This is a genomic window from Streptomyces sp. PA03-3a (genome assembly GCF_033792735.1).
Lineage (GTDB): Bacteria > Actinomycetota > Actinomycetes > Streptomycetales > Streptomycetaceae > Actinacidiphila.
On sequence record NZ_JARAVM010000050.1, the window covers coordinates 28,251 to 43,565 of the forward strand.

10 protein-coding genes are annotated in these 15,315 nt (G+C 73.4%); all 10 read right to left on the reverse strand.

Features of this window, described 5'->3' with window-relative positions; all coding sequences use genetic code 11:
• Positions 1–56: 56 nt before the first annotated feature.
• The gene (locus PV342_RS37010; protein WP_500320539.1) at positions 57–590 is read right to left on the reverse strand and encodes a GNAT family N-acetyltransferase; all 534 of its coding nucleotides are present in this window, start codon (positions 588–590) and stop codon (positions 57–59) included.
• A gap of 14 nt (positions 591–604) precedes the next feature.
• Entirely contained in the window at positions 605–1,450 is an 846-nt protein-coding gene (locus tag PV342_RS37015; RefSeq protein ID WP_361014521.1) for a GNAT family N-acetyltransferase, read from the reverse strand.
• A gap of 132 nt (positions 1,451–1,582) precedes the next feature.
• Positions 1,583–2,737 carry a flavodoxin-dependent (E)-4-hydroxy-3-methylbut-2-enyl-diphosphate synthase gene (ispG, locus tag PV342_RS37020; RefSeq protein WP_396347457.1) on the reverse strand — a complete coding sequence of 385 codons (1,155 nt, stop codon included), beginning with the start codon at positions 2,735–2,737 and terminating at the stop codon, positions 1,583–1,585.
• Positions 2,738–2,838: 101 nt separating this feature from the next.
• Positions 2,839–4,164: a M50 family metallopeptidase gene (locus PV342_RS37025; RefSeq protein WP_329185446.1), complete on the reverse strand. Its 1,326-nt coding sequence runs from the start codon at positions 4,162–4,164 to the stop codon at positions 2,839–2,841.
• Positions 4,161–5,441, reverse strand: a complete 1,281-nt coding sequence (gene dxr, locus PV342_RS37030; RefSeq protein ID WP_500320542.1) for a 1-deoxy-D-xylulose-5-phosphate reductoisomerase — start codon at positions 5,439–5,441, stop codon at positions 4,161–4,163. The genes PV342_RS37025 and dxr overlap by 4 nt, the downstream gene beginning before the upstream one ends.
• A gap of 89 nt (positions 5,442–5,530) precedes the next feature.
• A complete protein-coding gene (locus PV342_RS37035; protein WP_500320544.1) occupies positions 5,531–7,468 on the reverse strand; it encodes an acyl-CoA dehydrogenase family protein in 1,938 nt (645 codons plus the stop codon).
• 121 nt (positions 7,469–7,589) lie between these two features.
• Positions 7,590–9,782, reverse strand: a complete 2,193-nt coding sequence (locus tag PV342_RS37040) for a M48 family metalloprotease (RefSeq protein WP_500320546.1) — start codon at positions 9,780–9,782, stop codon at positions 7,590–7,592.
• Between the two features lie 148 nt (positions 9,783–9,930).
• Positions 9,931–11,376 carry an aldehyde dehydrogenase family protein gene (locus PV342_RS37045; RefSeq protein WP_500320548.1) on the reverse strand — a complete coding sequence of 482 codons (1,446 nt, stop codon included), beginning with the start codon at positions 11,374–11,376 and terminating at the stop codon, positions 9,931–9,933.
• Positions 11,377–11,466: 90 nt separating this feature from the next.
• Positions 11,467–13,011 carry a PucR family transcriptional regulator gene (locus PV342_RS37050; RefSeq protein ID WP_400802515.1) on the reverse strand — a complete coding sequence of 515 codons (1,545 nt, stop codon included), beginning with the start codon at positions 13,009–13,011 and terminating at the stop codon, positions 11,467–11,469.
• Positions 13,012–13,180: 169 nt separating this feature from the next.
• Positions 13,181–15,307, reverse strand: coding sequence for an ATP-binding protein (locus tag PV342_RS37055; RefSeq protein ID WP_500320550.1), 2,127 nt, complete (start codon positions 15,305–15,307; stop codon positions 13,181–13,183).
• Positions 15,308–15,315 lie beyond the last annotated feature (8 nt).

Sequence of the window (15,315 nt, forward strand, 5' to 3'; positions counted from 1 at the left end):
GGTTTCGTACCGTTCCGCCGAGGATATCGAGCCGTGGGGCGCTGCCGGAAACGCGTTTACCGCACGAGCGGGAGCGGGGCGCCCATGACCGCGTAGGGGCTGGCCGCGCTGGGGAAGTGCACGGGGCGGGCCAGGTCGGTGTAGCCGAGGGCGCGGTAGAGCCGCCGGGCCCGGCTCTCGGTGTCGATGGCGGACAGGATGCTGCGGGGCTCCTCCGCGCCGTCGGTGATGGTGGTGATGAGGGTGCGGCCGATGCCGCGGCCCTGGAAGTCGGGGTGGACGTGCAGCTCGGTGATGGTGAAGGAGTCGTCGAGCCACTCGTCGGTTCCGGTGCGCCGCAGGTAGGGCTCGACGACCGTGGACCACCAGTGGGTGCGGCTGTTGGGCATGCCGTACACGAAGCCGGTGAGCCGTCCGTCGGGGGTGAGGGCGCCGAGCGCGCGGACGCCGGGGAAGCAGAGGTGCCGCAGCACGATCTGCCGCCGGATGGCGACCTCCTCCGCGCCCAGGCCGAAGGCGACCGCCTGGACGGCCAGTGCCTCGTCCACCCGTGCCGCCAGGTCGATCGGCTCGATCGCCACGTCCTCCATGGGCGGCGACACTACTAGAACAGGACGCTCATGAAGGCGCCGACCTCGGTGAAGCCGACGCGGTGGTAGGCCGCCCGCGCCGGTGCGTTGAAGTCGTTGACGTAGAGGCTGGCCACGGGGGCCACGTCGCGCAGCGCGTAGTGCAGGACCGCGGCCATGCCGGTCTCGGACAGCCGGCGGCCGCGGTACTCGGGGGCGACCCAGACGCCCTGGATCTGGCAGGCGTGGCGGGTGACGGCGCCGATCTCCGCCTTGAAGACGACCTTGCCGTCCTCGATGCGGGCGAACGAGCGGCCCGCGCCGACGAGTTCGGCGACGCGCGCCTGGTAGATCAGCCCGCCGTCGCCGGCGAGCGGGGAGACGCCGACCTCCTCGGTGAACATGGCGACGCAGGCCGGCATGATCACGTCCATCTCGTCGCGACGGACCCGCCGTACGCGGGGGTCGGGTTCGACCGCGGCGGGCAGCGCGCGGGTGACCATCAGCGGCTGGTGGGCGCGGACCTCGCGGGCCGGGCCCCAGCTCGGTTCGAGCAGCGACCACAGTGCGGAGGTGGCGGCGGAGGGGCCGACGATGGAGGAGCAGCGGCGCCCGGCGCGCAGTGCCCGCTCGGCGAAGGCGCGGACGGCCTCGGGACCGGCGCAGATCGGGACGAGGTTGGCTCCGGCGTAGCAGAGTGCCTCGAGGCGGCCTCCGGAGTACCAGCCCCACATCTCGCCGCCGAGGCGCCAGGGGTCGAGTCCGGCCACGGCGACCCGGGACGCCACGAACGCGTTGGCCACCGGGTCGCGGTCGAGCACCGCGAGGGCGGCGTCGAGTTCGCCGGGCTCCATGACCTTGGTCGTCGTGGTCGTCAACACGTGGGGCGCCTCACCGTACGGGCCGCAGCGGTCGGGGGAAGTCCCCGAACCTTACCTCGCGAACGCGTGTTCCGCCCGGGCCCGCCCGTATCCCGGACCGCGGGGGTCCGGGATGCGGGGAGGGCGTGCGGGTCAGCTCACGGAGACGGAGGGCTCGCCGGAGGTGACGCCGTCGGCCTCCATCTGCTCGGCGAGCTTCATGGCCTCCTCGATGAGGGTCTCCACGATCTTCGACTCCGGCACCGTCTTGATGACCTCGCCCTTGACGAAGATCTGCCCCTTGCCGTTGCCCGAGGCCACCCCCAGGTCCGCCTCGCGCGCCTCACCCGGACCGTTGACGACACAGCCCATCACCGCGACCCGCAGCGGAACCTCCATGCCCTCCAGGCCCGCCGTCACCTGGTCCGCCAGCTTGTACACATCCACCTGCGCCCGCCCGCACGACGGGCACGACACGATCTCCAGCCGGCGCTGCCGCAGGTTCAGCGACTCCAGGATCTGGATGCCGACCTTGACCTCCTCGGCAGGAGGCGCCGACAGCGACACCCGGATCGTGTCACCGATCCCCTCGCTCAGCAGCGCACCGAACGCCACCGCCGACTTGATCGTCCCCTGGAACGCCGGACCCGCCTCCGTCACACCCAGGTGCAGCGGGTAGTCGCACTGCGCCGCCAGCAGCCGGTACGCGTTGACCATCACCACCGGGTCGTTGTGCTTCACCGAGATCTTGATGTCCCGGAAGCCGTGCTCCTCGAACAGCGAGCACTCCCACAGCGCCGACTCCACCAGCGCCTCGGGCGTGGCCTTGCCGTACTTCTCCAGCAGCCGCTTGTCCAGCGACCCGGCGTTCACCCCGATCCGGATCGGGGTGCCGGCGTCGGAGGCCGCCTTGGCGATCTCCTTCACCTTGTCGTCGAACTGCCGGATGTTGCCCGGGTTCACCCGCACCGCCGCACAACCCGCGTCGATCGCCGCGAACACGTACTTCGGCTGGAAGTGGATGTCCGCGATCACCGGAATCTGCGACTTCCTGGCGATGGTGGCGAGGGCGTCGGCGTCGTCCTGCGAGGGGCAGGCGACGCGGACGATCTGGCAGCCGGACGCGGTGAGCTCGGCGATCTGCTGCAGCGTCGCACCGATGTCGGCCGTGACGGTGGTGGTCATCGACTGGACCGAGACGGGGGCGTCGCCGCCGACCGCGACCGACCCGACCTGGATCTGGCGGCTCTTGCGGCGGTCTGCGAGCTTGATCGGCACGGACGGCATCCCGAGCGAAATCGCGGTCATGTGCGTGGCATCCCCAAAGTACGCGGATCGAGGTCCCGGCGGCGTGGGCGGGCTCCGTTGAACGAGACTACGTCACCCCACCCACGCCTCCGACATCGCGCCTAGGTCAAACGCACCGGATTGATGAGATCCGCGGCCATCACCAGCGCCGTGAAGCAGATGAAGATGCCCGCGACGACGTAGGCGACCGGCATCAGCTTCGCCACGTCGAAGGGACCGGGGTCGGGCCGCCGGAAGATCCGGGCGACGGTCCGGCGGACGGACTCCCACAGCGCGCCCGCGATGTGACCGCCGTCGAGCGGCAGCAGCGGGAGCATGTTGAAGAGGAAGAGCGAGAGGTTGATGCCGGCCAGCAGGTTGAGGAAGAACGCCACCCGCCAGGTGGCGGGGATGTCCATGGCGAAAACCTCGCCGCCGATGCGGGCGGCGCCGATCATGCCGACCGGGGAGTCCTGCTTGCGCTCCGCGCCGTTGAAGACGGCGTTCCACAGGTCGGGGACCTTGGAGGGCAGGGCCGCCAGGGACTCGACGCCGCTCTGGGCCATCTCGCCCATGCGGTCGATGGACTGGCCGAAGTCCAGCCGGATCACGCCGCTGGCCGGGGTGAAGCCGAGGAAGCCGGCGGTGACGTACTGGCCCTCGGTGTAGCCGCCGTTGCCGTCGGTCTTGGTGACCTTGTTCTCGATCAGGTCGGCGCGCAGGTCGATGGTCCTGCCGTCGCGGAGCACGGTGACGGTGGCGGGGCCGGTGGTCTTGCGGATCTCCTGCTGGAGGACGGACCACTGGCTGTCGTCGACCCGGACGCCGTTGAAGGCGACGATCCGGTCGCCCGCCCTGAGGCCGGCCTTCTTGGCCGGGGTCTCGGGGTACTTCTTGCTGGCGCAGGGGTCCTTGGCCTTGAGCGCGGCCGTGTCGGACTGGGAGATGACGCAGTCCGAGACCTCGCCGACCGTGGTGGTCTGCATCTGCAGGCCGAAGCCCATGAGGACCGTCAGGAAGAGCACGAACGCCAGGATCAGGTTCATGAACGGGCCGGCGAACATGACGATCACGCGCTTCCAGGGCTTGCGCGTGTAGAACATCCGGGTCTCGTCGCCGGGCTTCAGCTCCTCGTACGCCGCGGAGCGGGCGTCCTCGATCATGCCGCGGAAGGGCGAGGTGGACCGGGCGGCGACCCGGCCGTCGTCGCCGGGCGGGAACATCCCGATCATGCGGATGTAGCCGCCCAGCGGGATCGCCTTGATGCCGTACTCGGTCTCACCCTTGTGGCGGGACCAGATGGTCGCCCCGAAGCCGACCATGTACTGCGGCACCCGGATCTTGAACAGCTTGGCCGTGGAGAGATGGCCGAGCTCGTGCCAGGCGATGGAGAAGAGGAGACCGACCAGGAAGACGGCGATTCCCAGTCCCCACATGAGTCCCGTCATACGTGTGCCGCCTCCGTCGTCGCCTGTTCCGCAGCCAGTTCCCGGGCACGGGACCGCGCCCAGTTCTCCGCCTCGAGGACGTCCTCCACGGTGAGGGAGGTTCCCTCGGCGGGAGTTCCGTGCTCCTCGACCACCCGTGCGACGGTGTCCACGATGCCCGTGAAGGGCAGCGTGCCCGCGAGGAACGCGGCCACGCACTCCTCGTTGGCCGCGTTGAACACCGCGGGGGCGGTACCCCCGAGGCTACCGACGCGGCGCGCGAGCGCCACCGCCGGGAACGCCTCGTCGTCGAGCGGGAGGAAGGTCCACGTGGCCGCCTTGGTCCAGTCGCACCCGGGCGCGGCGTCGGGCACCCGCTCGGGCCAGCCGAGGCCCAGCGAGATCGGCATCCGCATGTCGGGCGGGCTGACCTGGGCCAGCGTGGAGCCATCCGTGAATTCCACCATCGAGTGGATATACGACTGAGGGTGGACGACGACCTCAATGCGGTCGAAGGGGATGTCGAAGAGCAGGTGGGCCTCGATGACCTCCAGGCCCTTGTTCACCAGGGTGGCCGAGTTGATCGTCACCACCGGGCCCATGTCCCAGGTGGGGTGGGCCAGCGCCTGCTCGGGGGTGACCCCGGCCAGCTCCTCCTTGCCGCGGCCGCGGAAGGGGCCGCCTGAGGCGGTCACGACGAGCTTGCGGACCTCGGCGCGGGAGCCGCCCATGAGGGCCTGGAAGAGCGCGGAGTGCTCGGAGTCGACGGGCACGATCTGGCCCGGCTTGGCCACGGCCTTCACCAGGGGGCCGCCGACGATCAGCGACTCCTTGTTGGCGAGGATCAGGACCCGCCCCGCCTCCAGGGCGGCCAGCGTCGGGCGCAGCCCGATCGAGCCGGTGATGCCGTTGAGGACGGAGTGGCACGGACGGCCGGCCAGCTCGGTCGCGGCGTCCGGTCCGACGAGGATCTCGGGCAGGGGCTCGGTGCCGTAGCGCTCGGCCAGCGCCTCCCGCAGCGGTCCCTCCGCGTTCTCGTCCGCGACGGCGACCGCCCGGACGCCGAGCTGCAGCGCCTGGTCGGCGAGGAGCCCGACCCGGCCGCCCGCGGCGGACAGGGCCACCACCCGGAAGCGGTCGGGGTTGCGCAGGACGACGTCGATGGCCTGGGTGCCGATTGATCCGGTCGAGCCCAGCACGACGATGTCGCGGGGGCCGTCATGGGGGCCGTCGTGGGCGCCGCCGGCCGCGTCCGGTCCGGGCAGCCGCAGGTGGGGGTCGGCGAGAGAGTCCGTCATCCCCCCATTGTGTCCGGTCGCCGGCACGGCGGGGGCACCGCCTCCGCGAAGGCGGTGCCCCGCGCGCCGGGGGCGCGTTCCCCGTCCGGTCAGCGGATCGGCCGGTGGACGTTCTCCTTGCCGGAGGCGCCCGGGGTGGTGTCGGCGATCCACGGACCGTCACTGGAGGGGTCGACGATGCCGGACTCGAGCCAGGTGTAGGCGCCGCCCAGGACCCCGTCGACGACCTTGCGGTCGATGGCGTCGGTGTTGGTCCACAGACGGCCGAACAGCTCCTCGACACGGATCCGCGACTGGCGGCAGAAGGCGTCGGCGAGCTGGTAGGCCTCGCGTCCGTTCTCGCCCCTGGTGCGGAGCATCTCGGCGCGGACGCAGCTGGCGCTCATGGCGAACAGTTCGGCGCCGATGTCGACGACGCGGCCCAGGAAGCCCTGCTTGGTCTCCATCCGGCCCTGCCAGCGCGACATGGCGTAGAAGGTGGAGCGGGCGAGCTTGCGGGCGTTGCGCTCGACGTAGCGCAGGTGGGCGGCGAGGTCGGGGTGGCCCGCCGGGTGGAAGGAGGAGTAGGCACCGGGGATGTGGCCGGGGCCGGCCACCAGCTTCGGCAGCCAGCGGGCGTAGAAGCCGCCCGCCTTCATGCCGGCCCTGGCCTTGTCGCCGAGCGCCTTGTCGGGGTCGATGAGGTCCCCGGCGACCGACAGGTGGGCGTCGACGGCCTCCCGGGCGATCAGCAGGTGCATGATCTCCGTGGAGCCTTCGAAGATCCGGTTGATCCGCAGGTCGCGCAGCAACTGCTCGGCCGGGACGCCCCGTTCGCCGCGGGCGGCGAGTGAGTCGGCGGTCTCGAAGCCGCGGCCGCCGCGGATCTGGACCAGTTCGTCGGCCATCATCCAGCCCATCTCGGACGCGATGAGCTTGGCCAGCGCGCCCTCGATGCGGATGTCGTTGCGGTCCTCGTCGGCCATCTGGCTGGACAGCTCCATGACGGCTTCGAGCGCGAAGGTGGTCGCCGCGATGAAGGAGATCTTCGCGCCGACGGCCTCGTGGCGGGCGACGGGCCTGCCCCACTGCTCCCGGGCGGCCGACCACTCGCGGGCGATCTTCAGGCACCACTTGCCGGCCGCCACGCAGGACGCGGGCAGTGACAGGCGGCCGGTGTTGAGGGTGGTGAGGGCGATCTTCAGCCCGGAGCCCTCGGGGCCGATGCGGTTCTCGGCGGGGACCCGCACCTGGTGAAAGCGGGTGACGCCGTTCTCGATGCCGCGCAGCCCCATGAAGGAGTTGCGGTTCTCGACGGTGATGCCCTCGGAGCCCGCCTCGACGACGAAGGCGGTGATGCCGCCCTTGTGGCCCTCGCTCTTCGGCACCCGCGCCATGACGACCAGCAGGTCGGCGACGACGCCGTTGGTGGTCCACAGCTTCACGCCGTCCAGGACGTAGGAGTCCCCGTCGGGGACGGCCGTGGTCGCCAGGCGCGCGGGGTCGGACCCCACGTCGGGCTCGGTGAGCAGGAAGGCCGAGATGTCGGTGCGGGCGCAGCGCGGCAGGAACCGCTCCTTCTGCTCCGGGGTGCCGAACATCTTCAGCGGCTGGGGCACGCCGATCGACTGGTGCGCGGAGAGCAGCACGCCGATGGCGGGGCTGGCGGAGCCGACGAGCGCCAGCGCCTTGTTGTAATACACCTGGGTGAGGCCGAGGCCGCCGTACTTGGGGTCGATCTTCATGCCGAGGGCGCCGAGCTCCTTCAGCCCGGTGATGACCTCGTCGGGGATCCTCGCCTCACGCTCGATCAGGCCCCCGTCCACCTTCGTCTCGACGAAGTCGCGGAGCTTGGCGAGGAACTCCTCGCCGCGCTGGACCTGCTCGGTCGACGGTGTGGGGTGGGGATGGATCAGGTCGAGCCGGAAGCGGCCCAGGAACAGTTCCTTGGCGAAGCTCGGCTTTCGCCATTCCTGTTCGCGGGCGGCCTCTGCGACCTGGCGCGCTTCGCGTTCGGAAACGGTGGGGCGGGCGGATGCTGCGGACATGGGGGCGTCACCTCGCGTCGGTTACCGACCGGTGCTACTTGTTCGTTAGTACCCCGGTTCCGGCATGGTCACCAGCCCTCGCGCACGGGGCGCGGAGGGCCGACGACCTTCCGACGGCGTTTCAGGCCGACGCGAGCAGCTTGCGCAGCGGCGTGGGGTCCGGGGCGGAGCCGCCCTCGGCGACGGGGTCGGCGAGGGCGTCGACCGCGAGGCCGAACTCCGCCTCGTCGGTGCCGTCGGCGAGCACCAGCCGCACTCCCTGATCCCATGTCAGTTCCCAGTGCGCGGCGCCGGATTCGGCGAGGGCGAGACCGGCGAGGGCGGCGGTGCCCGCGTGCAGCGCGCCCTCGGGCAGTCCCTGCGCCACCGCCGGGAGGCGGCCCTCGTCGGCGGCGTCGAGCAGGGCGGTCACCGTCGGCTCGGCGCCCGCGGCCGACAGCGCGGAACGCAGCGGCGCGGCGTTCTCGGCGAGCAGCAGACGCACCGCAGGATCCGCCAGGGCGCTCCACTCCACTCGGGTGAACGCCTGGCTCTCGGGGCTGAGGGTGACTCCCTCCAGGGCGATCAGCACCTGGTCCCGGTCGTGCAGCAGCTCCAGGGCAGGCCGGTCCTGCCCGGCGGGCACGGTGCCCGGCTCGTCGGCGGGCGCCGCCTCGACGAGGCGGACGCGCTCGGCGATCGGGGGGTGGGAGTCGTACGGGGAGCGCTGCTCGCGCGGCAGACGGGAGCGCAGCCGGTCCAGCTCCGCGCGGCGCTCGGGGTCGGACAGGAAACGGGGCAGGCCGCCGTAGACCTGCCCGGCGGGCGGCAGCAGCCGGGCCGGGGCCCCGAAGGCGGCGTACTGCCGCATGTAGTGGTCGAAGGCGGCGTCCAGGACCGGGATCTCGCGCAGCGCGGAGGCGGTGGCGTCCCGCCCGGCGAGCCGTACGGCGGCCTGGTCGGCGGCGAGCTCCTGGGCGCGGCCGACGCTGTGCGAGGCGCGGAGGTAGAACGTGGCGTAGGCGGTGTAGATGGCCGCCATGGCGCGGTAGGTGATGCCGGCGCCCGAGGCGTCGACCTCCTTGGCCTTGCGACCCTTGGCCAGTGCCTTCGCGGCCCGCTCCTCCTGGCGTGCCTGCTCGCGGCCCTGGGTCCGGGCGGCGCGCTCCTCGAAGTGGGCGATGGTGCGCAGCATCCGCTCCTGGCCGCGCAGGGTGATCGCGGACAGCCGTGTGTCGCTGTTGCCGTAGTGGCCCAGCTCGTGGGTGAGGACGGCGTGCAGCTGGCGCTCGGTCAGCCCGGCGAGCAGCGGCACGCCGATGTACATGCGGCGGCGGCCGCCGACCAGGCCGAGGAGGTGGGACTTCTCGGAGACGGCGGCGTTGACCTCGCCGACGAGGACGATCTCGTCCGGCGCGCGGGTGCCGTAGCGCGCGGCCAGGTCGCGGACGGCCGCCCACAGCTCGGGCTGCTGCGCCTCCGTGACGGGGACGCCGGAGGGGCCGTCGTCCTGCGGGCGGCGCAGCATGAACATGCCGCGGACGATGGGGATGGCGAGGACGGCGGTGACGATGACGACCTTGCCGGTGAGTCCGCCCACGCCCCAGGAGGCGACCAGGACGTCGATCCCGGCCAGCACCGCGAGCAGCACCACGCCCAGCAGGTAGAAGCCCGCGAGCAGCACCAGGGCGCGCACGGCACGGAACGTGGAGCCGCCGGCGGGGGCGGACCCGCTTCCGGAAGGCGGCGCGGCCTCGACGCGCACCGCGCCCTGCGGCACCCCGTCGTCGGCCACGCCGTCAGGGGAGGTGAGGGAGGAGGCGCCGACCGTCGCGGCCGGGACGCCGAGGGCCGCGCACACCCGGCGCAGCAGTTCGTCCGTGCCCGGCTTGGCCTCGCCGGGGCGCGGGTCGTTGCGGACCTCCGCGAGGGCGGCGCCCGCCTCGGGGCGCCCGAACCACTGCGCGCAGCGTGCGGCCAGGGCGTCCCACTGGGCGCGGTGCTCCGCGTACTCCTGCGGATCGGTGGGCGGCTCCCAGTCCGCTGCCCACACCATGCTCTGGCTGCCCTCGCCGTCCGGGCGCACGAACACCGCGTACGCGACCTGCGGGGTCGCCACCAGCACCAGGGCCGGCGCGTCCAGCCGGCGGGCCAGCTCGCGGCCGGCCGGCACCACGTCAGCGATGCCGATGCCCTCACCCTCGGTCACCGGCGCGTCGAAGAGCACTCCGGTACCGCCGTCGCCTCCGGCGACCCATCCGCCGACCGGTCCCCCGGCCACGGCCTCCGCGGTCGCCCCGGCTTCCGCCGTGCAGACCACCGCATACGTTGCCACCTTGCGTTTCCCCTCCCTGGCGCCTCCCCGGCGCCGTGCGTGAGAGCGACACTTTACGTGCGCATGCCGACAGCGCGCACAGCGCGGCCGGGACGCACCGCACATGCGCCCCGGCCGCCGGAAGGGGTGGCTCCTCCTGCCGTGGTGGCTACAGGGCGAGACCGGTCAGGACCATGACCCGCTCGTAGGTGTAGTCCTCCATGGCGTACTTGACTCCCTCGCGGCCCACTCCGGAGTCCTTGACGCCGCCGTAGGGCATCTGGTCGGCGCGGTAGGAGGGCGCGTCGCCGATGACGACGCCGCCGACCTCCAGCTCCCGGTGGGCACGGAAGGCGGTCTGCAGGTCGTGGGTGAACACACCGCACTGCAGGCCGAACCGGGAGTCGTTGACGACCGCGAAGGCCTCGTCGGCGCCGTCGACCTTGTGCAGGGACAGGACGGGGCCGAAGACCTCCTCGGTGGCGATGATCGCGTCCGCCGGAAGGTCGGCGAGCACGGTCGGCTCGTAGGCGGCGCCGTCGCGCCGGCCGCCGGTGAGCAGCTTGGCGCCCTTGCCCAGCGCGTCCTCGACCCACGACTCCACGCGCTCGGCGGCCTTCTCGTCGACGAGCGGGCCGACGTCGGTGGCGTCGTCCGAGGGGTCGCCGGTGACCTGGGCGCGGACCTTGGCGACGACCTTCTCCACCAGCCGGTCGTACACGGACGCGTCGGCGACGACCCGCTGGACGGAGATGCAGGACTGGCCGCCCTGGTAGTTGGAGAAGGTGGCGATACGGTTCGCCGCCCACTCCAGGTCCTCCTCGGAGGACCAGTCGGCCAGGACGACGGCGGCGGCGTTGCCGCCCAGCTCCAGGGTGATGTGCTTGCGCGGCACCGAGTCCATGATCTGGTACCCGACCCGGTCGGAGCCGGTGAAGGAGATGACCGGCAGCCGCTCGTCCCGGACCAGGGCGGGCATGCGGTCGTTCGGGACGGTGAGCACGCTCCACGAACCGGCCGGCAGATCGGTCTCGGCCAGGATCTCGGCGAGGAGCAGCGCGGACAGCGGGGTCGCCGGGGCCGGCTTGAGGATGATCGGGGTGCCGACCGCGATCGCCGGGGCCACCTTGTGGGCCACCAGGTTCAGCGGGAAGTTGAACGGCGCGATGCCGAGCACGGTGCCGCGCGGGAAGCGCCGGGTCAGCGCGAGACGGCCCGTGCCGCCCGCGTCGGTGTCCAGGCGCTGGGCCTCGCCGCTGTTGAAGCGGCGCGCCTCCTCCGCCGCCCAGCGGAAGACGGACACGGCACGGCCGACCTCCCCGCGCGCCCACTTGACCGGCTTGCCGTTCTCCGCGGTGATCAGCCGGGCGATCTCCTCCGTGCGCTCGGCCAGCCGCTTCGACACGTGGTCCAGGGCCGCGGCCCGCACGTGGGCGGGGGTCGCGGCGAACTCCGCCTCGACGGACTTCGCCGCGGCGACCGCCTCCTCCACCTGGGCGGGGGTCGGCACGCCGACGGAGGCCACGACGCTGCCGTCGTACGGGTTCACGACATCGAAGGTGTCCTCGCCGGTGGCGGGGCGGCCGGCGAGCCAGAAGGCGGTGGGGGTGCTCATGCGGACCACGGTAGGGCGGGCGACAGCCGGCCGGTCTTGTCCAGCGCGTCGAAAGCGCCTCACCCGATGCGACGTTTTGGCAGGCCTGTCTCAGCCGCCGGATTTCAGGGCCAGCCACAGCTCCATGCGGACGTCCGGGTCGTCCAGCGAGCGCCCCAGGATCTCCTCCACGCGCCGCATCCGGTAGCGCAGTGTGTGCCGGTGGACCCCCAGGTCCGCCGCGGCGGCGTCCCACTGCCCGTGCCGGGACAGCCACGCCCGCAGCGACGCGACCAGGTCACCCCGGGCAGTGGCGTCGTGCTCGCGCAGCGGCCGCAACAGGCCGTCGGAGAACGCCCGTACGGCGTCGTCGCCCAGCAGCGGCAGCACCGAGCCGGAACCGACCTCGTCGTGCTCGACCAGACTGCGGCCACGCCGCCGGGCGACCGCCAGCGCGCGCTCGGCCTGCTCGTGCGCGCCCGGGACCCCCGCGGCACCCACCGCGGCGGACAGCCCCGCCACCAGGTCGTCGCTCCCGTCCACAGCCGCCACACAGGCCGGCATCACCTCGCCGTCGGCGGCCGCGAGCACCGTCAGACGGTCCTCCTCCCGGACCGCCAGCACGGGCTCCGCGGACCGCATCCCGGCCGTCTCCACCCGTTCGGCCAGCAGCCCCAGCGCGTCCCCCGCGGCCTCGGCCGCCTCCGCGCGTTCCGCGACCAGGACGCGCACGGGGGCGTCGAACAGCCCGCCGTACAGCCGGCCGGCCACGGTGCGGGCGTGCTCGGGCTCCCCGGCCAGCAGCATCCGCAGCAGTGCGGCGCCCAGGCGCTGCTGCGTGTCCTGCAGCGCGCGGGACTGCTCCAGCGACAGCGTCAGCAGCGCGACGGCGGCGTGCACGAGGTACCGGGCGGAGGTGTCGGGCCGCTCCTCCGTGCCGACCGCGAGGAACCCGCGGGGGCGCCGGCCGGTGCCCAGCGACTGCAGTTCGACGCGGTCCTCCGTGCCGGCCGGGCCCGCGACCGCCGCGCTGGCCGGGGCGGGCCTGCCGCGCAGCCGCTCGACCTCACCGGCGAGCCGCGCGGCCCGCCGCCCTGCCCACTCCGGCGCCGCGGCCACCACGGCGCCCGACGCGTCGTACAGCGCCGCCCAGCCCTTCAGGTGCGCCGCGAGCCGCGACAGCAGCGCCGTCGTCCCGTCCGGCGCGAGCGCCGCCCGGGTCAGCTCCCGCTGCGCCTCGAACCCCGCGGTCACCGCCTTGTACCGCTCTGCGGCGATCTCGGCGGAGACGGCCTTGCTGATCGCGATGAACGGGGTCCTGTGCGGCACTTCCAGCAACGGCAGCCGGTGCGCGGCCGCGGCGTCCACGAGCGCCTGCGGCACGGCGTCGTGGCTCACCCCCACGCCGAACCCCAGGCCCACGACACCGGCGCCGGCCAGGCGCGCCACGTACTGGCCGAGTGCCTCGGGCGAGCCCACGTCCAGCTTGAGGCCCGTCGTGAGCAGCAGTTCGCCACCCTCCAGGTACGGCGCGGGGTCGTCCAGCTCGCTCGTGTGCACCCAGCGGACGGCGGCCTCCTCCAGGCGGTCGCCTCCGGCGAGGACGGCCAGCTTCAGGGCGGGGTTCCGCAGCAGCGAGGCGAGCGTGGGCGGCACGGGCTTTTTCTCCATCTCGGAGTGCGTTCACATCCGATTCTGCCTCACCGTATACCTGCGGTGCCGGGCCGTCTTCGTGTGCGGGTGCGTCGTGGTTGCGGTTGGGGTTTGTCCCCCGCCCGCCGCAGGCGCAAACAACCCGCACACGACAACCGGCCGCACACAAGGATTACGCGCGCAAATCCACAAGCACCGGCGCCGCATGCTCCCCGTCCACCGCCGTGAGGGAGACGACGGCGTGCCCCGCAGGGACCGCGTGCGCGAGGTCGGACGCGGACCACCGCTCGCGCTCGACCCGGCGCACCGTCACCGACTCCGCCGTGACCGCCTTGCCCGTCACCAGGCGCCGCACCGTGTGCAGCACCCGCGTGAGCGGCTCGTCCGCGATGATCTGACGGTTCGTGACGTCCTGGACGTCCACCCACTCCTTGCCCCACACCTCCGCGAACCGGGCGCCGTCCCAGGCGGTGACCCCGGCGAGGGCCGCCCGGCAGCCGACGGCGCCCAGCAGGGCACCCCGGAGCGCCTCGGGGACGTCGTCCAGCGTGCGCAGCGTGAGCACCGCGCCGGCGTTGGCGGAGCGCATGCGCTGCAGGCCGCGTACGGATTCGGCGGTCACCGTGTGGGAGGCGTCGTCGAGGACGAGACAGGCGAACAGGGAGCGGTCCCGGCGGGCCGCGGCGCACTCCGCGAACTGGGCGAGGACGAGCCGCGCCAGCATCCGGGAGACCTCGGCGTGGCCCCGTTCCGGGAGGTCGATGCGGACCCGCAGCGGGTGTTCCAGCCCCCGCAGCGAGAACGGGTGGCTGCCGCCGGTGGTGTCGAAGAACCCGGCGAACGCGGGCCGGTCGAGCAGCGCGATGCGGTCGGCGAGCAGGGGGCCCGCGTCACCGGGCCGGGCGGACTGCCGTTCCCGCGCGTCGAGTTCGCGCAGCTGTCCCTGGGCGGCCGCGCCGCGGGCCTGCAGGGCGGAGCGGAGCGCGGCCAGTGCGGAGGGGGTGCCGTCGAGGAGTTCGCGCAGTTCGGGGACGGAGGGGAAGCGGCCGTGGGCGGCGTGGAAGGGCCCGAGGAGCTGGGCGAGGGCGGTGGCGGCGCGCCGGCTGTCGCCGCCGGGCAGCGCCGCGGTGAGGTCGCCCACGAGGGCCTCGGCGAGGAAGCCCGCGGCCTCGTCGGGGTCGGTGGTACCGCCGTAGAGGTCGAGGTCGTACGCGGAGTCGGGCTGGCCGATCTTGACGACGACGTCGAAGGACTCGTCCGGCGCGAGCCGTGCCCCGTCGGTGCCGACCACGACGACGGCCGCCCGCCCGGCGAGTGCCTGAAGGCACATGAGTTCCAGCGCGGGCCGCACGAAGCGCACGGTCTTGCCGGAGCCGGGCGGCCCGACCGCCAGCAGGGACGTGCCGAGGACGGACGGGTCGAGGGCGTAGCCGGCGCCGCGGTGGGTGCGGGGGTTGCGTTCGTCGTCGGGGGCGGCGCCGATCCGCACCTGTCCGGCGAGCAGGTCGTGCCGGGCGGTGCGGGCGGGCAGGTCGCGGGCGCCGGACGGGTGGGCGCAGGCGGCGGCCCCGTACCGCAGGACGGTGTCGGTGAAGGCGGTCAGCCGGCCGGGTTCGGAGCGTACGGACTGCCAGGCGCGGGAGAGGCGGGTGAAGTCGACGTCGTTCATCAGCCCGGCGCGGGCGTCCTCGGCGAGCCGGTCCGCGGCGTCGGCGGCGCCGCCCAGGCGGACCGCGGGGAAGGCGGCCGGATCCTGGGCGGGGTCGGCGGGTTCGCGGCCCGCGGCCGTCCGCTCCTCCTCGCGGGCGCGCCGGAGCGGCGCGGTGATCCAGCGGCGCCACAGCTCGGCCCAGCGGCCGACGCGGGCGAAGAAGACCAGCAGGGCGCCGCCGATGAGCGCGTAGTAGAGGTACGAGGCCCACAGGTAGGCGGTCTGGTTGCCGCCGGCCTGCCGCCACGATTCGGGTGTCAGGGCGAGCAGTGGCCAGAGCCAGTAGCTGCCGAGGTAGCCGTTCCACAGCAGGGACCACAGCAGCCAGCCGCCGAGGAAGGAGATCAGGGCGCCGGCGACGAGCTGGCGGCCCGGCACGGCGTCCGGGTCGGCGGCGGGGCGGGGGCGGTGGCCGAGGCGCCACACGCCGGGGGCGGCGGCGGGGCGCGGGGCGCGGAGCCAGGCGAGGAGGCCGGAGCCGTCGGGCGCCCCGTGCGAGCGCAGCTTCCCGATGCCGCGGCACTGGGCGGCGGGGCTAACGCACGTCCGCCGGGCGACGTAGAGCGTGCCCTCGTCCAGGAGCGACAGGTTGTGCT

Coding starts and splice junctions, on each gene's coding strand:
- PV342_RS37010 (WP_500320539.1), bottom strand. CDS start 590: ATGGAGGACGTGGCGATCGAGCCGATCGACCTGGCGGCACGGGTGGAC.
- ispG (WP_396347457.1), bottom strand. CDS start 2,737: ATGACCGCGATTTCGCTCGGGATGCCGTCCGTGCCGATCAAGCTCGCA.
- PV342_RS37025 (WP_329185446.1), bottom strand. CDS start 4,164: ATGACGGGACTCATGTGGGGACTGGGAATCGCCGTCTTCCTGGTCGGT.
- dxr (WP_500320542.1), bottom strand. CDS start 5,441: ATGACGGACTCTCTCGCCGACCCCCACCTGCGGCTGCCCGGACCGGAC.
- PV342_RS37035 (WP_500320544.1), bottom strand. CDS start 7,468: ATGTCCGCAGCATCCGCCCGCCCCACCGTTTCCGAACGCGAAGCGCGC.
- PV342_RS37045 (WP_500320548.1), bottom strand. CDS start 11,376: ATGAGCACCCCCACCGCCTTCTGGCTCGCCGGCCGCCCCGCCACCGGC.